The 20,737-nt window shown below is 28.6% G+C and carries 19 protein-coding genes and 1 tRNA gene; 16 read left to right on the plus strand and 4 right to left on the minus strand.

Annotated features, from left to right (window positions below):
* Nucleotides 1-24: 24 nt before the first annotated feature.
* A complete protein-coding gene (gene asnA / locus HMPREF0078_RS01385) occupies nt 25-1,038 on the minus strand; it encodes an aspartate--ammonia ligase (RefSeq protein WP_004838265.1) in 1,014 nt (337 codons plus the stop codon).
* A gap of 166 nt (nt 1,039-1,204) precedes the next feature.
* On the opposite strand from asnA, the gene HMPREF0078_RS01390 reads away from it, so the two are divergent.
* The 10 genes from HMPREF0078_RS01390 to HMPREF0078_RS01435 all read left to right on the plus strand — a co-directional run bounded on the left by HMPREF0078_RS01390 (nt 1,205) and on the right by HMPREF0078_RS01435 (nt 10,477).
* Entirely contained in the window at nt 1,205-2,158 is a 954-nt protein-coding gene (locus tag HMPREF0078_RS01390; protein WP_039920363.1) for a substrate-binding domain-containing protein, read from the plus strand.
* 146 nt (nt 2,159-2,304) lie between these two features.
* Nucleotides 2,305-3,165, plus strand: a complete 861-nt coding sequence (locus HMPREF0078_RS01395; RefSeq protein WP_004838268.1) for a substrate-binding domain-containing protein — start codon at nt 2,305-2,307, stop codon at nt 3,163-3,165.
* Entirely contained in the window at nt 3,166-4,026 is an 861-nt protein-coding gene (gene pstC, locus HMPREF0078_RS01400) for a phosphate ABC transporter permease subunit PstC (RefSeq protein ID WP_004838269.1), read from the plus strand.
* 9 nt (nt 4,027-4,035) lie between these two features.
* Nucleotides 4,036-4,836, plus strand: coding sequence for a phosphate ABC transporter permease PstA (pstA, locus tag HMPREF0078_RS01405; RefSeq protein ID WP_004838271.1), 801 nt, complete (start codon nt 4,036-4,038; stop codon nt 4,834-4,836).
* A gap of 10 nt (nt 4,837-4,846) precedes the next feature.
* Entirely contained in the window at nt 4,847-5,698 is an 852-nt protein-coding gene (pstB, locus tag HMPREF0078_RS01410; protein WP_004838273.1) for a phosphate ABC transporter ATP-binding protein PstB, read from the plus strand.
* A 1-nt stretch (nt 5,699) separates the two neighbouring features.
* Nucleotides 5,700-6,317, plus strand: a complete 618-nt coding sequence (locus HMPREF0078_RS01415) for a phosphate signaling complex PhoU family protein (protein WP_004838275.1) — start codon at nt 5,700-5,702, stop codon at nt 6,315-6,317.
* The gene (locus HMPREF0078_RS01420) at nt 6,314-6,973 is read left to right on the plus strand and encodes a response regulator transcription factor (protein ID WP_004838277.1); all 660 of its coding nucleotides are present in this window, start codon (nt 6,314-6,316) and stop codon (nt 6,971-6,973) included. The genes HMPREF0078_RS01415 and HMPREF0078_RS01420 overlap by 4 nt, the downstream gene beginning before the upstream one ends.
* The gene (locus HMPREF0078_RS01425) at nt 6,970-8,589 is read left to right on the plus strand and encodes a sensor histidine kinase (protein WP_004838278.1); all 1,620 of its coding nucleotides are present in this window, start codon (nt 6,970-6,972) and stop codon (nt 8,587-8,589) included. Before HMPREF0078_RS01420 ends, HMPREF0078_RS01425 begins: the two co-directional genes overlap by 4 nt.
* 65 nt (nt 8,590-8,654) lie before the next feature.
* Entirely contained in the window at nt 8,655-8,945 is a 291-nt protein-coding gene (locus HMPREF0078_RS01430; RefSeq protein ID WP_004838280.1) for a (2Fe-2S) ferredoxin domain-containing protein, read from the plus strand.
* A gap of 23 nt (nt 8,946-8,968) precedes the next feature.
* Entirely contained in the window at nt 8,969-10,477 is a 1,509-nt protein-coding gene (locus tag HMPREF0078_RS01435; protein ID WP_039920364.1) for a 4Fe-4S dicluster domain-containing protein, read from the plus strand.
* A 74-nt stretch (nt 10,478-10,551) separates the two neighbouring features.
* Here HMPREF0078_RS01435 and HMPREF0078_RS01440 read toward each other — a convergent pair whose 3' ends face one another.
* On the minus strand, nt 10,552-11,766 hold the full coding sequence (locus HMPREF0078_RS01440) for an FprA family A-type flavoprotein (protein ID WP_004838283.1): 1,215 nt from the start codon (nt 11,764-11,766) through the stop codon (nt 10,552-10,554).
* Between the two features lie 366 nt (nt 11,767-12,132).
* Between HMPREF0078_RS01440 and HMPREF0078_RS08920 the strand changes: the two genes are divergently transcribed.
* The 6 genes from HMPREF0078_RS08920 to HMPREF0078_RS01465 all read left to right on the plus strand — a co-directional run bounded on the left by HMPREF0078_RS08920 (nt 12,133) and on the right by HMPREF0078_RS01465 (nt 19,220).
* Entirely contained in the window at nt 12,133-14,064 is a 1,932-nt protein-coding gene (locus HMPREF0078_RS08920; protein ID WP_004838285.1) for an acyl-CoA dehydrogenase family protein, read from the plus strand.
* Nucleotides 14,065-14,076: 12 nt separating this feature from the next.
* Nucleotides 14,077-15,315 carry an FprA family A-type flavoprotein gene (locus tag HMPREF0078_RS01450; RefSeq protein WP_004838286.1) on the plus strand — a complete coding sequence of 413 codons (1,239 nt, stop codon included), beginning with the start codon at nt 14,077-14,079 and terminating at the stop codon, nt 15,313-15,315.
* 93 nt (nt 15,316-15,408) lie between these two features.
* Complete coding sequence (nadE, locus tag HMPREF0078_RS01455) at nt 15,409-17,223, plus strand: NAD(+) synthase (protein WP_004838288.1); 1,815 nt, start codon at nt 15,409-15,411, stop codon at nt 17,221-17,223.
* A complete protein-coding gene (locus tag HMPREF0078_RS08850) occupies nt 17,216-18,007 on the plus strand; it encodes a metallophosphoesterase (RefSeq protein ID WP_050756658.1) in 792 nt (263 codons plus the stop codon). The genes nadE and HMPREF0078_RS08850 overlap by 8 nt, the downstream gene beginning before the upstream one ends.
* A tRNA-Arg gene (locus HMPREF0078_RS01460) sits at nt 17,998-18,071 on the plus strand. The genes HMPREF0078_RS08850 and HMPREF0078_RS01460 overlap by 10 nt, the downstream gene beginning before the upstream one ends.
* Before the next feature lie 168 nt (nt 18,072-18,239).
* Nucleotides 18,240-19,220 carry a prolipoprotein diacylglyceryl transferase gene (locus HMPREF0078_RS01465; RefSeq protein WP_039920365.1) on the plus strand — a complete coding sequence of 327 codons (981 nt, stop codon included), beginning with the start codon at nt 18,240-18,242 and terminating at the stop codon, nt 19,218-19,220.
* 212 nt (nt 19,221-19,432) lie between these two features.
* Here HMPREF0078_RS01465 and HMPREF0078_RS01470 read toward each other — a convergent pair whose 3' ends face one another.
* The gene (locus HMPREF0078_RS01470; RefSeq protein WP_039920367.1) at nt 19,433-19,942 is read right to left on the minus strand and encodes a nucleoside 2-deoxyribosyltransferase; all 510 of its coding nucleotides are present in this window, start codon (nt 19,940-19,942) and stop codon (nt 19,433-19,435) included.
* Between the two features lie 51 nt (nt 19,943-19,993).
* Nucleotides 19,994-20,575: a DUF4230 domain-containing protein gene (locus tag HMPREF0078_RS01475; protein ID WP_019118080.1), complete on the minus strand. Its 582-nt coding sequence runs from the start codon at nt 20,573-20,575 to the stop codon at nt 19,994-19,996.
* Nucleotides 20,576-20,737: the final 162 nt, after the last annotated feature.

The following is a 20,737-nucleotide window of genomic DNA, read 5'->3' on the forward strand; positions in this document are numbered from 1 at the left end:
TAGGTATAAAAATCCTTTTTTAATTTATAATAAAATAACTGAATTTTTCTTTAATTCTTCTCTCATTTCATCTGGCCAATAGGATACTTGAACTTCTCCAATATGAGCTTTTTGTAAAAAGAACATACAAAGTCTTGATTGACCAATTCCACCTCCTATTGTTTGTGGAAGTTCATTATTTACAAGTAATTTGTGATACTTATAATTTAATCTTTCTTCGCAATCAGAAATTTTTAATTGTTCTTTTAATGTTTTTGCATCAACTCTTATTCCCATTGATGATAGTTCCAATTGGTCATCTAAAACTGGATTGTAAACTAAAATATCTCCATTTAAATTCCAATCGTCATAATCTGGAGCTCTTAAATCGTGAACTTCTTCATTTGATAAAACTTTTCCAATTTGCATTAAAAATATTGCCTTATATTTTTTGCAAGCAGCTTTTTCTCTTTCCTTACTGTCTTTACATTCTGGAAATTCATCTATTAATTCTTGGCTTGTCATAAATTTTATATTATTTGGCAACAGTTTAACTCTTTTTGGAATTAGATGACAAAGATATTCATCTAGGGCTCTTAGGGTATTAAAAATTGTAAGAACTGTTGCTTTTAAATAATCTACATTTCTATCACTAGGCTCAATTACTTTTTCCCAATCCCATTGGTCAACGTAAAATGAGTGAGTATTATCTGGCACTTCACATCTTCTAATTGCGTTCATGTCTGTGTAAAGTCCTTCATACATTGCAAAATTATATTCTTTTAGAGCGTATCTTTTCCATTTTGCAAGTGAATGAACAATTTCCATTTTTTCATTATTTGCTTTAGGAAGTGTAAATTTAACAGGCTCTTCAACACCGGATAGGTCATCATTTAAACCAGTAGAATTTTCTACAAATAAAGGTGCTGAAACTCTTTTTAAATTCAAATTATTTGATAAATTTATTTGGAAAAAATCTTTTATTTCTTTTATTAACATTTGTGTCTTATATAAATTTTTATCGCTTTGATAATTTTCTGGTATTTTTATTTCTTGCATATTCTCTCCTAATTCTTTTTCTATTTTTACTATTAGATTATATAGTTTTTTATATTAATTACAAGATTTTAAAATAATTAACATAAATTTTACATTTGCCTAATCATTTCAAAACAAAAAGGATTTATTATTCATAATGAAGTTACAAATATTAAAGGAGAAAATAATGAAAATTAAAAATTCAAAAATTATAGTTGCGGCACTTTCCTTATCAATGATTTTATCAGCTTGTGGAAATAAGGATAATTCTAATGATGGATCAAACGGATCAAATCCAACTGAAAATGCAAGTACTGCAAGTGAGAAAAAAGAAGGCGAAAATACTAAAGCTAACGAAGAAGATTTTGATATAAGTGTTGTATCAAGAGAAGATGGTTCGGGAACAAGGGGAGCTTTTATTGAACTTGTTGGTCTTGAAGAAGAAAAAGATGGAGAGAAAAAAGATTTAACAACTGATGAGGCTGTAGTTCAAAATTCAACAAATGGAGTTATGCAAACTGTATCTCAAGATCCATCTGCAATTGGCTATGTTTCTTTGGGAAGTGTAAATGATAATGTAAAAAAAGTAAAAGTCGATGGAGCAGAAGCTACAGAAAAAAATATTGAATCTGGAGCTTATACTTTACAAAGACCATTTAATCTTGCTTTCAAAGAAGATAAACTTGACGATTTGGCAAAAGACTTCTTAGCATTTGTTTTGAGCAAAGACGCTCAAGAAATAGTTGAAAAAGAAGGATATATAAAAGTTGAAGCAAAAGATTACAAGGGCAAAAAAATCAAAGGAGATTTAACAATTGCAGGTTCAACATCTGTTACTCCGCTAATGGAAAAACTTGTAGAAAAATATAAAGATGTAAACCCAGATGCAAATATAGAAATCCAATCAACAGGATCATCTTCAGGAATCGAATCAACAATTTCTGACGTAAGTCAAATTGCTATGGCATCAAGAGAATTAAAAGATGATGAAAAAGATAAACTTCAAGTAGAAGTTTTGGCAAAAGATGGAATTGCAGTAATTGTTAACAAAGAAGATTCTAAAATAAATGATTTAACAAAAGATGAGTTAAAAGAAATTTTTTCTGGAAAACTTAAAAATACCTCTAATATAAATAAATAAAAATTTTAAATAGGCTCTTAGGTAAAATTCCTATGAGCTTATTTTTTTGAATTTTTTTATAAACTTTACATAGATTTTACATAAGATTTATCAAATCAATACAAGGATTTAATATTATTATGTAAAGAAAATGAGAAGGAGATTGTATGGCAAAAAAAATATTATGGCTTATTTCTACTTTGCTTTTAATTACATCTTGCACTGGTAAAAAAACCAATGTAAATAAGAGCAAAAATTTTGACCTTACTGTTACAAGTAGGGAAGATGGATCGGGAACGAGAAAAAGTTTTATCGAACAAGTTGGTTTGATAAAGGAAGATAAAAATGGAAATTATAAAGATTTGACAACAGATAATTCTATGGTTATAAATTCAACAAATGGAGTTTTGAAAGCCGTTGGAGTTGATAAAACTGCAATAGCTTATGTATCTTTAACAGCTTTGGATGATTCAGTTAAAGCTATTAAAATTGATGGAGTAAGTCCAAATAAAAATACAATTGAAAGTGGCGAATATAAGTTGCAAAGACCATTTGGACTTGCTTACAAAAAAGATTCAGCCAAAGACTTATCCAAAGATTTTTTGGAATATGTTAAAAGCAAAAGTGCAAAAAAATTAATTGAAGAAGACGGACTACTTGCTCTTTCAAATGAAAAGGAATATAAGGCAAAAAATCTTGAGGGAAAATTAACCATAACAGGTTCTTCCTCTCTAAGTTCAATTGTAGAAAAACTTGCTGAAAACTATGAAAAATTAAATAAAAATGTTGAAGTTGAAGTTTTATCTAATGAATCTTTGACAGGTTTAAAAAATGTAAAGGACAATGTTGTAGATATAGCCATGATTTCAAATAAATTACAAGATGATAGTCTTTCATCAGAAATTTTTGCAATTGATGGAATAGCAATAATTGTAAATAAAGATAATACTCAAATTAATGATTTGACAATGGAACAATTGAGAGATATTTATAGGGGAGAGATAAAAAATACAGGAGAGTTAAAATAAATGAAATCATTTAAGGAAAAATTTGGAGAAATTGTATTTTTAATTTCTGCAATTATGTCCATTTTATTAATAATTCTTATTACTTTTTTTATTTTTAGATCAGGGATAGATTTTATTAATAAATATGGACTTATAAAATTTATTACAGGAAATAAATGGGCGCCAACCGCAAAACCAGCATTTTTTGGAATAGGGCCAATGATTGTCGGTTCAATTATTGTAACAGTTTTATCAGCAATAATTGCAATTCCATTTGGACTTGCTGTATCAATTTTTATGGCTTATTATTCAAAAAAATCTTACAATTTTTTGAACGGACTTATTAATTTGATGGCAGCAATTCCTTCAATTATTTATGGATTTTTTGCTATGATGGTTTTGGTTCCATTTATTTCAAAAACTTTTAAAACTGGTGGAATGAATATGCTAACCGCATCAATTTTATTAGCAATTATGATACTTCCAACCATGGTAAATATTTCAAAAAATTCCTTAGAGCAAGTTCCAGAAGTTTTTTATACAGGCTCTCTTGCTCTGGGCGCTACAAAGGAAGAAACAATTAGAAAAGTTATGGTGCCTTATGCAAAAAGCGGAATTTATTCTTCAATAATTCTAGCTATTGGCAGGTCAATTGGAGAAACAATGGCAGTGTATTTGGTAATTGGAAACCAACCAAGAATGCCTGGTAGTCTTTTTGATGGAGTGAGAACTCTTACAACAAATATAGTTTTGGAAATGGGCTATGCATCTGGTCTTCACAGAGAGTCCCTCATTGCCACAGGCATGGTTTTATTTGTATTTATTCTTTTGATAAATATAATATTTAATTTTATAAGAAATAAAGATCAATCAAGAATGTAGAGGTAGAAGATGAAAAAATCTTTTAAAATAATAATTTATGTCTTATCACTTTTGGGATTTGCTGCAGGTGGAATTGTTATTGCATATATTTTATTAAATGGAATTCCAAATATTTCACCATCACTTTTTGAATTTAAATATTCATCCCAAAATGTTTCTATAATTCCAGCTCTTGTTACAACATTTTTATCAATTTTGATAAGTCTACTTGTAACTTTGCCAATAGGAATTTTTACTGCAATTTATTTGTCCCAATATGCAAAAAATAAATTTATAATTAAATCTGTAAGATTTGCTACAGAAATTCTTTCATCAATTCCATCAATCGTTTATGGTTTGTTTGGATATTTATTTTTTGTTGATGCTCTTCATTTGGGATATTCCTTAATCGCTGGTTGCTTGACAGTTTCAATTATGATTCTTCCAACTATAATTAGAACAACAGAAGAGGCGATTTTAAATGTAAACCCTCTCCAAGCTCATGCATCACTTGCTCTTGGTGCTACAAAAATTCAAACAATTTTTAAAATAATAATTCCAGAAGCAATAAATGGAATTTTGGGAGGAATATTTTTATCAACAGGAAGAATAGTAGGAGAATCAGCTGCCCTAATTTATACAATGGGAACTGTAGCAAAAACACCTTCATCAATTTTTGATTCTGCAAGAACTATGGCAGTTCACATGTATGTTTTGTCGACTGAAGGTTTTCATGTAAAAGAGGCTTATGCAACAGCAGTATTACTTTTGGTTTTTGTAATACTATTAAATTTTGTATCAGCAAAAATTTCTAAGGCTATAGTAAAATAAGGAGAGAATAATGGAAAAAACAAAAGATAAAAATAAATATTTATCTAATGATAAAAAAAGAATAGAAACATTTTTTGGAAATAAAGAATCAGAAAATTTAGCTAATAAAAAAACTATAATAAATGTAGAAGATTTAGACTTATATTATGGAGATTTTCAGGCTTTAAAAAAAATAAATATGGAAATTAAAGAAAATGAAATTACTGCTTTTATAGGACCAAGTGGTTGTGGTAAATCTACAACTTTAAAATGTTTCAATAGGATGAACGATTTGATTGATGATTGTAAAATAAAAGGGCTAATAGAAATTGATGGAAAGGATATTAATAAAAAAAATGTTGATGTTGTTAGTTTAAGAAGAAATGTAGGCATGGTTTTTCAAACACCCAATCCTTTTTCAAAATCTGTTTATGATAATATAACCTACGGTCCAAAAATTGATGGAATTAAAGATAAAGATGAGCTTGATGCGATTGTAGAAAAATCTTTGAAAGCTGCAAGCGTATGGGATGAAGTAAAAGATAAATTAGACAGAAATGCTCTATCATTTTCTGGTGGACAACAACAAAGAATTTGCATAGCAAGAGCTCTTTCTGTAAATCCAGAAATAATTTTGATGGACGAGCCAACAAGCGCCCTTGATCCAATTTCTACTGCATCAATTGAAGAATTATTAGAAGATTTAAGGGGTAAATATACTATAGTAATAGTTACTCATAATATGCAACAAGCAGCAAGAATTTCTGATAGAACGGCATTTTTCTTGACTGGAGAAGTTATTGAAATGGATCAAACAAAAAAAATATTTAATGATCCAAAAGATAAAAGAACTGAAGATTATATAACAGGAAGGTTCGGTTGATATGAGAACAAGATATATTGAAGATTTAAATAATATTAGGGAAATGGAAAAAAATGTTTCGGAGCTAATCGAGGTGTCATACGATAGATTTATTTTATATGTTGAAAATAATCAAAAAAATAATCTTGAAGAAATAATTGACCTTGATCATGATATTAGACAATATGGCGCAGATATAGAAAGATTTTGCTATGATCTTTTGGCTTTGCAACAACCAGTTGCAAGAGATTTGAGATTTTTACAAATGTCTATTAAACTTGCATCAACCTATAAAAGAATTTCAAATCATTTGGCACAAGCTGCTGCAATTATTTTGGAATTTCCATTAAGAGATGAGGAAAGAGAATTTGTAAAAGAATTTATAAAAAATCAAAAAGATATGAATATTAATAGCATTCAAAGTTTCGAAGACAATGATAATGAGCTTGCCCTAAGAACAATAGAAGATGACCAAATTAATAATAAATTATTTGAAGATTGCATTCATTACCTTGTAAAACTTACAAAAACAGACCAAATAACACCTATGGAATTGTCTGAAAAAGTACTTTTCTATAAATATTTTGAAAGAGTAGGAGATAGGCTAGCAAAAATAGCTGATTATTCAACGAGATTATGATTTATGTTGTAGAAGATGACAAGGCAATAAGAAATTTAGTTTTATATGCTTTAAAAGAAAAAAATTATCAAGTTAGAGGCTTTGAAGACGGTCTGAATGTTGTAGAATCTTTGAAAAATGAAAATGTAGATTTGTTAATTTTGGATATAATGTTGCCAGAAAAAGACGGAATAGAAATTTTGAAAGAAGTTAGAGAATTTTCAGATATTCCTATAATAATGCTTACAGCAAAAAATGATGAATATGATAAAGTTTTGGGCCTTGAAAGCGGAGCGGATGATTATATTACCAAACCATTTTCTATTTTAGAATTAATTTCAAGAATTAAGGCTGTTTTAAGAAGAAGCGAAAAGAAAGATGGCGAGCATTTATCTTATAAAAACATAAGAGTAAATATCAAAAAAAGAACAGCAAAAATTGATGGAGAAAAAATCGACTTAACCTACAAGGAATTTGAAATGCTCTTGTTATTTTTGTCAAATATTGGTAATGTTATAACAAGAGAAGATTTTCTACTAAAAATTTGGGGCTATGATTATGAGGGCGAAACAAGAACAGTTGACGTTCACATAGCAAGTCTTAGAAATAAATTAAAATCTGCAGGCATTCACATAAAAACTGTAAGAAATTTAGGATATAAACTTGGAGAAATATGAAAAAAATAATTGAGAAAAATATTAATATTATAACAAGTTCACTAATTATTGTTATTTTTATAATTTTATCTTTATTTTCATACCAAAGACAAACAAAAGCTCAAGATGAATTTGTAGAAAATTCCTTGAGCTTTTTTACTTTTGGAGAAATTGACGAAAATAAAGTTGAAAATTTTAAAAAATCCTACAAATACGATTTGTTGGTAAAAGATGAAAAAGAAAAAGTCATCTATAATACTGGGATAGATAAAAATATAATAAAAAATTATGAGTTTGAAGATATTGATATAGTAAAAAAATCCAAAAAAAATTACCTAGGCTATGAAAGAAAAATTTTTGCAAAAAAATCTCATGGCAAAATATTTGCCATAGAATTTTATAATACTTCTTTTCTTTTGTATCTTTTTAAAAGAATTTATATGTTAATATTTGCAATAATTTTTGCTTTAATAATAAATAAATTTTTCACAAATTCCCTATACGAAAAACTTATAAATCAATTCAAAGAAGAAATAAATGATAAAAAAGATTTTGAAGATTTAAAAGACAATCCAAAAAAATATTTGGACAAATTAATAAATGAAAAAGGAAAAATTGAAGATGAAAATTTAAAATTAAAAACAAGAATAGCCAATATTGAAAAAATAACATCAAATATGGAAGAAGGCTTTATATATTTCGATAAAGATGGAAATATTGTAATAATTAACGATGCTGCAAAAAATTTATTAAATATCAACAGAGATAATAAACTAGATAATTTAATTGACAATGAAGACTTTAAACTTGCCCTAAGACAAACAAGACTTCTAAAAAAAGGAAAAAATTTAGATTTGGATCTTGAAGAAATTTCAGTAAAAATATTTTTAGATCCTGTAATAGATGAAGAGATTGTTTCTTATATTGTAATTGTAATTGACAATTCAAAAAACAAAAAAGCAGAGGCAATGCGAAGAGAATTTAGTTCAAATGTAAGCCATGAATTAAAATCTCCTCTTACAAGTATAAATGGTTATGCAGAGCTAATAGCCACAGGCCTTGCAAAAGATGACGATATAAAAAAATTTGGACAAATTATAAATGAAGAAGGAAATAGACTTTTAAATATTATTGACGATATATTAAAACTTTCAAAACTTGATGAAGAAAATTTACAAGAAGTAAAAACCATAGTAAATATAAAAAATGTCGTCGATCAAAGTATAAATAGATTTAAAAGAATTTCTGAAATGAAAAACATCAAAGTCGAAAACAAAGTTTGTGATATAAATATAAAAACTCACGAATCACTTTTTACAGACTTGGTTACAAATATTTATGAAAATGCAATAAAGTACAACAAAACAAACGGACAAATTATAATAAAATGTGAAAAAAATAAAAAAAATATAAAATTAATAATTGAAGATAGGGGCATTGGCATAAAAAAAGAAGATTTGCCAAGAATTTTTGAAAGATTTTATGTAGCCGACAAACAAAGAACAAGAACATTAAAATCAACAGGACTAGGCTTATCAATCGTAAAACATATTTGTGATTATTTAAATTACGATATAAAAGTAGAAAGCAAATATGGATATGGAAGTAAATTTATAATTTTAATTCCAGCTTTGTAATTTTATTTTTTAATTTTATTTGATATAATTACTGTGAGTAATTATTAAAATTTTAAGGAGTAGATATGAAAATACAAGTTTGTGCAGGCGCAAGATGTACTATGCTAGGATCTGACATAATTTATAATAGATTGTCAGATTTTGTAGAAGAATTTAATGATAGAATATATAAGGGAGATTTAGATGTTCAAGAAATCGAACTTGAAATAGAAATGGTAACTTGCAATGATGTTTGCAAAAAAAATAAAAAAAATTCCCCAGTTGTTATAGTTGATGGAAAAATTTTTACAAATGCAAAAACACAAGTTATCATGGAGTACATATTAGATAAGGCTTTTGAAGAAAATTTTAAATAAAATATTTAAGGAAAGAATAAATAATGAAAGAAACATACATAAACATATTAAATATTAGAAGAATGGCCTTTGAACACATTGCAAAAATTGCTTTTGAAAATAGGCCAATATATGACATAGCTACAGAAGTATTTGATATACTTCCAGGAGAAGAAGCATCTTATAGGGAAAATATTTTTAGAGAAAGAGCAGTAATGGGCGAAAGACTAAGAATGGGAGTTGGTCTTCACGCAAGAACTGCCGATAAGACTGGAGCTATTACTGATGGTTTGGATGATGAAGATTTTGATATAAAAAAATATGAGCCACCACTTGTTTCAGTAATAAAAATAGCTTGCGAAGCATGTCCAGAAAATAGGGTTGAAGTTACAAATACTTGTAGAGCATGTATTGCCCACCCATGCGTAAATGTTTGTCCTAAAAATGCTATAACCTACACATCAAAAGGTTCAATAATTGACCAAGATAAATGTATAAAATGTGGTAAATGCGTAGAAGCTTGTCCATACAATGCTATTGCCCATACAAAAAGACCATGTGCAGAATCTTGTGGAGTAAAAGCAATAAAAAGTGATAAATTAGGAAGAGCAGAAATTGACGATGACAAATGTGTAGCTTGTGGAAGATGTATAACAGCTTGTCCATTTGGAGCAATTTCAGATAAAACAGAAATTTACCAATTGGCAAAAGCATTAAATACAGATAAACACGTTTACGCAATTGTTGCACCATCATTTGTAAGACAATTTGGTCAAATGGCATCTCCTGTTCAAATTAAAGAAGCAATTAGAAAATTAGGTTTTAGAGATGTAATCGAAGTAGGACTTGGAGCAGACCTTACAACATTAAATGAAGCTCACGAATACGTAGAAAGCGTGCCAGAAAAAATTCCGTTTATGGGAACATCATGCTGTTATTCTTGGAAATTAATGGTAAAGAAAAAATTCCCAGAAATAAATGACAAAATTTCAGAATCATCAACACCAATGATTTATTCAGGAAAACACATCAAAAAAATGGACGAAAAAGCACAAGTAGCATTCATCGGTCCATGTATTTCCAAAAAACTTGAAGCAAGAAGACCAGAAGTTGCAGAAACAATTGATTATGTAATAACTTATGAAGAGCTAATGGGAATGTTCTTGGCAAAAGATATAGATCCTGCAGAAATAAAAATCGAAGAAGATTGGCAAGATGCATCAGAAACTGGAAGAAATTATGCAGTAAGCGGAGGAGTAGCCGAAGCTGTAAAAAGAAGAATTGCAGAAATAAATCCTGATTTGGAAGTTAATGTTGAAAAAGCAGAAGGACTTGCTGATTGCGTAAAACTTGCCCAAATGGCAAAACTAGGAAGAAAAGACGGACTATTATTAGAAGGAATGGCATGCGTTGGAGGATGTGTTGGAGGACCTGGAACCTTAATTTCAGAATTAAAAACAGGCAAAGCAGTAAAACAATTTGCAAAAGAATCAATCTACAAATCCCCATACGATAATAAAAATATCCCAGAAGAAGATAAACCAAAAGACTGAAAAATTAGAGCACAGGAATGTGCTCTTTTTGAGTACAAAAAAAGATGCGAAAATTCGCATCTTCATAATGTTATTTATTTTTCTAAATCTTCCTTAATAGCCTTAGCTAAATTTTCAAGAGTTTTTTCTTGGTCATCTTTCATTGAAGAATTAATTATGAAATCTTCTCCAACGTATTCGTGTTTTCCTTTTTCAAGAATTTCTTTTGCTTGTTCAAGAGATTTTCCACCCCATGAATAATTGTGAATGAATGAGATGTGTCTGTTTTGGTAGCCTGTTCCAACCAATTCTCTTAAAAGAGCATCCATTTTGTGATAAAGACCTGCGTTATAATTCATAGCTACAAAAACTTGGTTTGAATATTTGTGGCTATCAGCAATTATATATGAAAAATCATTGTCAGAAACATCATATAATTTTATTTCTTCAACTCCAAGTTCATCAAGTTTTGAAGCTAAAACATCAGCGCAAAGCTCTGTATTTCCGTACATTGAAGAAAATACTATATTTACACCCTTAACTTCTGGTTTAAAATTTGCCCACTTATCATATTTATCAAGAATAAATTCTATTGATTCTTTGTCATCATAAACAGGTCCATGAAGAGGCAAGATTGCATTGATTTCAAAATCTGAAACTTTTTTAAGAAGATTTGTAACCATTTTTCCTTGTTTTCCAACTATATTTATATAGTATCTTCTATTTTCATCTACCCAAGAATCTTTTTTAATGTAATGTTTTGCGGAAATATGTCCTTCAAGAACATTAAAAGAACCAAAAGCATCAGCTGAGAAGAATAAACCTTCTGTTGTTTCGTAAGTCATAAAAACTTCTGGCCAGTGAACCATTGGAGCAAAAACAAATTTCAAATTTCTTTTTCCAATATTTAATTCATCACCATCTTCAATTTCTACAAATCTATCTTCATCAAACTTATCATTTGGATAAAATTGATGGAAAAATTTTATTGTTTTTTGATTTCCTACAAATTTACAATTTGGATATTTGTCCAAAATAAAATCAATTGATCCACAATGGTCAGGTTCCATATGTTGAACGATAATATAATCTAAATCTTCTCCGTCAAGAGCTTTTTCAACATTATCAAGATAAGTTCTTATTACAGAAGAATCAGAGCCGTCCATCAAAACATTTTTTTCATCTTTTATAATATATGAATTGTAAGTTACGCCATTTGGAAGGGTAAACATATTTTCAAATCTTTTTAAGTCCCTATCATTGGCGCCCACCCAATATATATTGTCATAAACTTTTTTTATAAATTGCATATAACCTCCAAAGTTTTATTTTTCTTAAAACCTATTATACCTTAATAAGTATAAAATTAAATAAAAAATAAAGCTATCATTATTTAAATTTTAATATTTTCACTAGAAAACTTTTTCATAAGCAAAGTTTTTAAATATATATTTTTATTACAAAAAAATATTTGGAAAAATTCTAAAAAATTTGATTAAATAAAGAATTTTAGGATATATAATAAGTGTAGATGTTTTACATATTCATATATTGCAATTTAATTTTATCATTATTTTTAATCTTTATAAAAATAAATTGTGTTGACAAAAAAACATTTTCAGTATAGAATTATATTGTAAAACAAAAATGGATATTATATTTTTTAGGAGGAATATATGCTTTTTAAAACAACAGATGAGCATGAAGCTTTACGTAAAAAAGTCAGAGAATTTGCTGAAGAAAAAGTAAAACCAATTGCTTTTGAGCTTGATCAAAACAACGAATTTCCTGACGAAATTGTAAAGGAAATGGGAGAATTAGGATTTTTAGGAATTCCTTATCCTAAGAAATACGGTGGTCAAGGTTTAGACGTAATGAGCTATGCGATCACAGTTGAAGAATTATCAAGAGTTGATGGTGGTGTTGGAGTTATTTGTTCTGCACATACATCTTTGGGTTCATGGCCTATTTATGCTTTTGGTACAGAAGAACAAAAGAAAAAATATTTAACACCATTAGCTAAAGGTGAAAAAATTGGTGCATTTGGTCTTACAGAAGAAAATGCTGGATCTGATGCAGGTGGAACAGAAACAACAGCTGAATTAGATTTGGATGGAAAAAGATATATTTTAAATGGTAAAAAAATCTTTATTACTAACGCACCAAAAGCAGATACATACGTAGTATTTGCGGTAACAACTCCAGGAATTGGAACTCATGGTATTTCAGCATTCATAGTTGAAAAAGGAATGGAAGGATTCACATGTTCTGATCACTATGACAAATTAGGTATTAGATCTTCATGTACTGCTGAATTACATTTTGATAATGTAAAAGTTCCTAAAGAAAATCTTTTAGGAAAAGAAGGTCAAGGATTTAAGATTGCTATGGCAACTCTTGACGGTGGTAGAATTGGTATTGCATCTCAAGCTTTAGGTATTGGACAAGGTGCTTATGAATCAGCTCTTGCTTATGCTAAAGAAAGAGAACAATTTGGTATGCCAATTGCTCATCTTCAAGCAAATACATTTAAACTTGCTGATATGGCAACAAATTTAAAAGCTGCAAGACTTATGATTTATTCTGCAGCAGAATTAAAAGAAAATCACGAAAGATATTCAGCAGATGCAGCTATGGCAAAACAATTTGCATCTGATCTTGCATCAAAAATAACTAATGAAGCTTTACAATTGTACGGTGGATCTGGATTTATTAAAGGTATCGATGTTGAAAGATTCTACAGAGATTCTAAGATTACACAAATCTATGAAGGTACAAATGAAATTATGAGAGTTGTTGTTGGAGCAAATACAGTAGGTAGAGCTCCAAAGGTTAAAGCTGTTGGATCAAATAAAAAATCTGGCCCTATTGCAGGAGTTAGAAAGGGAGAAATCTATGAAGGAGATCCTAAAGAAGCAGTTAAAAATCTTGTAGCAGCACTTAAAAAAGACGGATATGACTTTACTGTAGGAATTGATCCTTACACACCAATAGCAGATTCTCAAAGAATTGTTGTAGCAGGTCGTGGTATTGGCGAAAAGAAAAATATGAAATTGATTGAAGATTTAGCTTATCAAGCTGGAGCATCTATTTCATCATCAAGACCAGTTGCAGAAACACTTAAATATGTAGACATCAATAGATATGTTGGTATGAGTGGTCAAACATTCAAAGGAAACTTATATATAGGTGTAGGTGTATCTGGAGCAGGACAACACTTAAAGGGAATCAAAAATGCATCAACAATAGTTGCAATTAACAATTCTAAAAATGCACCAATTTTCAACAACTGTGATTATGGTATAGTTGGAGATGCTATGGTAATTCTTCCACTTCTAATCAAAGAATTAGACAATGGAGAAGCTAAGAAACCAGCACCACCAATGAAGAAAATAAAGAGATCTAAACCAAGAAAAATGGCTCCTACAAATCCAATTTATGTAGATTTAGGTTCTGGATATGAATATAATCCTGAACTTGGAGATCCAGAAAATGGAATTGAACCAGGAACACCATTCGATAAATTACCAGATTCTTGGGTATCACCAGTATCAGGCGAAGCAAAAGATCAATTCATTAAAATGGATGTACCAGAAGACAGAAAGTAGTAGGAGGAATATATGTATACAGTTAGAAAAGTTACAGACGACTTATTTTATGTAGGTGGAGATGACAGAAGACTTGCTCTATTTGAAAATATTTTTCCTATAGACGGAGTTTCATACAACTCATACCTTTTAATGGATGAAAAAACAGTTTTAATAGATTCAGTTGACTGGTCTATTACTAGAGAATATATATTAAACGTATCTAGAGTTCTTGGAGATCGTGATCTTGATTATATGTTAATCCAACACATGGAACCAGACCACTGTTCTGCAATCGAATTAATGCTACATTACTATCCAAATGTAAAAATTATAGCAAGTGAAAAAGCTATATTATTTATGAGACAATTTGGTTATCACGTAGATGATAGATACATTGAAGTAAAAGAAGGAGATTCAATCTCATTTGGTAAACACGAATTTACATTCGTAGAAGCTCCAATGGTTCACTGGCCAGAAGTTTTAATGACTTATGATTTAACAGATAAAGTTTTATTCTCAGCAGATGCTTTTGGTTCATTTAAATCTAATGACGGAAGACTTTTTGCCGATGAAGTAAATTGGGATAGAGATTGGCTAGATGAAGGAAGAAGATATTTCACAAATATAGTTGGTAAATATGGTACATTCGTACAAGCAGTTCTTAAAAAAGCAGCAGGACTTGATATTAAATATATCTGCCCACTTCACGGACTTGTTTGGAGAAAAGACTTTGGCTATATTTTAGATAAATATAACAAATGGTCAAGCTATGAACCAGAAGAAGAAGGTGTTTTGATTGCTTATGCATCAATGTATGGAAATACAGAATATGCAGCTCAAGCTCTAGCATCAAAACTTGCTGAAAGAGGAATGACAAATATTTCCCTAAGAGATGTTTCAAGCACAGATGTATCTTACCTAATTGCAGATGCATTTAAATATTCAAATATCGTTCTTGCATCAGTAACATACAATCTTGGAATTTATCCAAAAATGAAAGACTTCATCCATGATATGGCAGCACTTAACGTACAAAATAGAGCAGTATCATTAATGGACAATGGTACTTGGGCTCCAACAGCTGCAGATAAAATGGAAGAATTTTTAGATAATGAAATGAAATTAATAGACGTTCTACCAGAACAAGTAAATATAGTTTCATCATTAAAATCTGCAAAAGAACCAGATATGGATGCTTTAGTTGACGGAATTTTTGAATCAATGAAGAAAAGAAGAGAAGAAGTTCAAAAAGCTAAAGATCAAAAATAAAAAAATAAATTCAAAACTGTCACAGGAAACTGTGGCAGTTTTTTTGTAAATCTTATATAATAATTTTATAGTTTAAAAAGATTTGAGGTTTATATGAAAAAAAATTTAAAATTAAGAGCGGAAAATTTTAAAATTAAAATTGGAAATATATCTTATAACAAGAAAAAAATAAAAGAAACGATAAAAAGAGCAAATGATGATTTGGTAAATGTTTTGCTTTTGCCAGAACTTTGTCTTACTGGAGCAAGTTTGTATGATGGATTTGCGAATGATGATATTTTAGAAGAATGCCTTGATGCTTTATTTGATTTGAAAAATTTTTCAAAAAATATTGATACTTTATTTTCTGTTGGACTTCCTGTAAAAGAGGGAAGAAAAATAATTGATATGGTATTTTTATTAAAAGAAGGCGATATTATTGGAGGATTTTTTAAAGATGAATTTAAAGACCACGAAAAATATGTTTTCGACACTCCAGAAGAAGATGAATTTATTAAGATAAATGATGAATATATTCATCTATATAATAAATCATATATAGAAATTAACGATATAAAAATAGCTGTAAGCGTAGGAGAAAATGAGGAGAAAAATATTCCCGATTCATTAATTTCTAAGTCAAAAAATAATATAGATATAATTTTAAATCCATCAGCAAAAACTAGATATATAGGATCAAAAAAAGATATAGAAGATAAAATTAAATTTTTATCAAAAGATACAATTTATCTCTATTCAAGTACAGGACTTGGAGAAAGTTCAACCGATTTTGTATATGAAGGCTTAAATATTATTGGAGAAAATGGAAAAATTAAAGAAAGTAAGAGAGATGAATTTGCTGATTTGTGTTCATATTTTGATATAAGTCAAAATACTACAGAAGAATTTTTTGAATTTAAAAATAAGCCAAGTCTTTCATATTGGGATAAATTTCCTTATTTGCTTGATGATAAAAAAATCTATGTGGAAGATGCTTTTGATATAGTAACAAGAGCTTTAATTCAAAGAATGGAGGCGATTTCTTGTAAAAAAGTAGTCTTGGGACTAAGCGGCGGACTTGATTCAACTATGGCACTTTTATTTATAGTAAAAGCATTCGAAAAAATGAGTCTTCCAAAAGAAAATATTCTTTTATACACAATGCCAGCATTTGGAACAAGCAAGAGAACCAAATCAAATGCCTTTAAGCTTGTAGAAGCTTTTGAAATAAAATTAAATGAAATTGTAATAAAAGATGCAGTAAATATTCATCTAAAGGATATTGGCCATGATGGAAAAACTCAAGATATAGCCTACGAAAATGCTCAAGCAAGGGAAAGAACTCAAATTTTATTTGATATAGGAAATATGGAAAATGCTCTAGTAATAGGAACTGGAGATAAGTCAGAAATTTCCCAAGGCTTTGCAACCTACAACGGCGATCACATGTCATCCTATGCAGTTAATGCCTCTTTGACAAAGACCGAATTAAGATATATTGTTTCCTATCTTGTAGAAAATACAAAAAATCAAAAATTAAAAGAAGTTTTGGATGATATATTAAAAACTCCAATCTCTCCAGAGCTAAAAAATGAAAATGAAGAAAAAATCAGCCAAAAAACTGAAGATATAATAGGCCCTTATGAATTAATAGATTTTTTCACATTTGAATTTTTGGAAAATTCATCAGTAGAAGAAATATATGAAAAAGCAAAAGTTGCCTTCAAAGACGACTATGACAAAAAAACCATAAAAAAATGGCTCAAATCATTTTATAAAAGATTAATTACAAGCCAATTTAAAAGATCAGTTTCAGTAGACGGCCCAGCCTTATCACAAAAATCATTCTCCCCAAAAAGAGGATACTTGTTAGCCTCAGACATGTCTGCAGAAGTTTTTCTAGAAAGAATAGAAAATTTAGATGAATAAAATAATAATTTTTATAATATTTTGCCTAATTTTACTTCTTTTCTCATACATTTACTATCAATGCAAGTGGGCAAAAGAAGTAAAGCAAGATATATACAGCAAAAAAATAAAAAATAAAATAAAAATAACACAAATTAGTGATTTTCATTCGAATAAATTAAAAAATATGGAATATTTTAAGGAAAAAATCCTAGAATTTAATCCAGATTTTATAATTTTGACAGGGGATATAAACGATTACGGAGAAGAAAAGAAATTTAATAGGGCAATAGACTTTCTAGAAAAGCTTTCAAAATTAGAAATAAAAACCTATTATATAACAGGAAATCACGAAGAAGCAGGTCCTATGCTTGATGAATTTATAGAACAAATCAAAAGGCTTGATATAAAATATTTAAAAAATGAGGGAGAATATTTAAAAATTAGGGACGAAAATATTTATATTTATGGAGTAAGCTATAATAATTTTTCATTAAAAAATTACCAAACAAAAGATGAAAATTTAAATATAATATTAAGTCATTTTTCTAAAAACATAAGAGATAATTTAGACGATACAATGGATATAATTTTTTCAGGTCATACCCACGGAGGACAAGTTAGATTTCCATTTTTGGGAGCTTTGCTAGCACCTGGAGAAGGATATTTTCCAAAATTTGATAAGGGATTAAAAAAATATAAAAATTCACAAATTTATATAGATTCAGGACTAGGAAATACCTTTATGGATTTGAGATTTTTAAATAGGATACAGTTTTCCAATATCACTATCATGCGCCAATAGTTTAAAGGTAAAACAAAAGTGTCCGAAGCTTAAGATAGGGGTTCAATTCCTCTTTGGCGTGCCAAAAAATAGGCTGAAGTAAAAATTTACTTCAGCCTATTTTTATTAAAAATTATTTGAAAATTTTCAAATTTTATTTTATGGATAAATATTTAAAATATTTGACAATATATATATATATATAATGTTTAGTGAAAGAATATTTAAAAAAATAAATAAAAGGAGAAAATTTATGAACAAAAATAAGAAAATTATAAGCGCTAGTCTAGCCTTGGCACTAGGAGTAAGCTTATTAATTCCTAACGCAAAAGCAAATGAAGACAAAACAGTAGAAAAAGCCCTAAAAGAGCCAGTACAAACAAGTGAAACATCAAAGCCAGAAGAAAAATCAGATGTTGTAAATGCAAAAATCACTATAAAGAAAGCTCCAGTAAATGAAAACGGAGAAGAAAAGCCAGATGACGAAACAGAAAAATCAGAAGGCGAAACAGAAAAACCAGACGGCGAAACAGAAAAACCAGACGGCGAAACAGAAAAACCAGACGGCGAAACAGAAAAATCAGAAGGCGATACAGAAAAACAAGAAGGCGAAACAGAAAAATCAGAAGGCGATACAGAAAAACAAGAAGGCGACAAAGAAGAACCAAAAGACGAAACTGAAAAACCAGAAGACAAAACAGAAAACCCAAAAACTAATGAAGAAAAACCAAAAGATGAAAAGAAAGTAAAACCTAAAGAATTCAAAATGAGTGAAGTTTATAAAAATAAAGACTCTTTTGAAGTAATAAAAACTTGGATTATGGACTCTTATAGACAATCACTTCGATTTGAACAAACACCCGAAGATGAAAAAAATTTAAAAGCAGGATTGGATAGAATTGGAAAAGCAAAAAATTTAGAAGAACTTATGAAAGCAACTAAACGAGATAAGGCTTTTTTAGCAAAAGTATACTTATGTGCAAAAAATAAAGTAACTATTGATGAATTAAATAGTGATTTAGTAAAAGTTATAGACGATATGGCAAATCAAAAACCTCAAAATCCAAATCAAAAAAATCCTAACAGAAAAAATAAAAAAACAGGCACAACAAATACAGCCAATAAAGTAAGTAATGCTGGAGAAAATGTCCAAACAGGAGTTGGTAGCTTTTCAGCAATTTTGGGATTATTAGGAGCATCAAGCCTAGGCTTATTTAAAAGCAAAAGAAAATAATAAAATTTAATATTTTAAAAATGTAAAAATGAGTATGAACCTTTTCTTTATGACTTGGGTTTATACTCATTTTTTTATCGAAATTATTGAATTTTAAATAAGAGCTTACTTTAAAGGAAAAAATAATTGGTAATATTTTTTAGATCCTCAAATTTAAAGTATAAACTTTTAGCTCAAAAGTTTTGTGAAAAATTAATAGTCAATTTGTAGTCTTATTTATTTTCTTTTATATACAAAATCAAATCTTCAATCAATTCTTCTTTTTTCTTATAAATTCTTGGTTTTTTGAATTTATTTCCATTTTTATCTACGTAAGAAAGTCCTGTTACAAGTTTGTTTATATATAAAAAATCATTTTGAAATATGTCTTTTTTCATTGGTGGAAATTTATCTTCTTTGTCATTTCCTCCAAGTCTTATATCTGTGTAGAGTTGAAAAATTTGAAGACCTTTTTCAAATGCAATTCCCATCTCTGCTGCAAGACCTAAATCTTGTGTGTCCATCAATCCTACTAATATATCTGCATTTTTAAGTCTTTCGTAGTCTGCTAATAGTATATCGTAATTTGATGTAAAGCCAGCATCTTTATCATTTATTTCCAAATTTTGAGCGGGATTATAAATTTCTATATCAGAAAATTCATTTTCAAGATCCTTTTGAATTTCTAGTGCTTGCCATCTTTGTCCTTCTGTAAATAAATCACAACCTAAATATATTTTCATATTACCACCTTTCATAGGTATATTATAGCATAAAAAAATAAGGGAGAACCCTTATTTAAATTGTATATTTATTGTATAATCTTCAAGGCTATTGTCTATGTTGATTATATCTTTTATTGCTTTTTCACATTTTTTGTTGGCTTCTATCAAGATTCCTTTGTCTATTGCTCTTTTTTCTACTGATTTTTTTTGATTTTTTGCAAAGTCATTGTAGTCTTCAACTTTAATTGGATTAAAAATTGATGTTTTTTGGTCGAAAATTTTTAGGGAATCTTCGTAAATTTCGTGGGATAAAATTTTTGATTTTGGTAATTTTATATTGATAGTTTTTCCTGAAACTTTTACATCCATTTTTTCAAGATCTACTCCACAAGAAATCATTCCATCATAAGAAACTATAAATTTCTTTTGGGTAAATGGTATATCGTAGCCATAAAATTTATTTGAATTTTCAAATTGTCCCATATTTGTGTAGGAATATTTTAAACTTGTTAGCTCTTTTGCGTTTTCGATTCTATTTTCTATTAATTTGTTGTCTATTTTATTTTCATTTTTTGAAGAAAAATAATTGAATGAAAATAATAAACAAACGGCTAAAAGAATTGCTATAATAATATTTTTTATTTTTGACATTTTTGCTCCTTTATTCATAATTAATATTATCTTATTATAAATATAATGAATTACAAGTCGTAAATGAAAAATATTAAAATTTATCAAAAAACTTTCTTGACAATTAAAATTTACCTTGGTATTATGAATTTGAACGAAGAATAGGCTCATTGAAATGGGCGA

Origin of the sequence: Anaerococcus vaginalis ATCC 51170, from assembly GCF_000163295.1 — a bacterium.
Taxonomy (GTDB): domain Bacteria; phylum Bacillota; class Clostridia; order Tissierellales; family Peptoniphilaceae; genus Anaerococcus; species Anaerococcus vaginalis.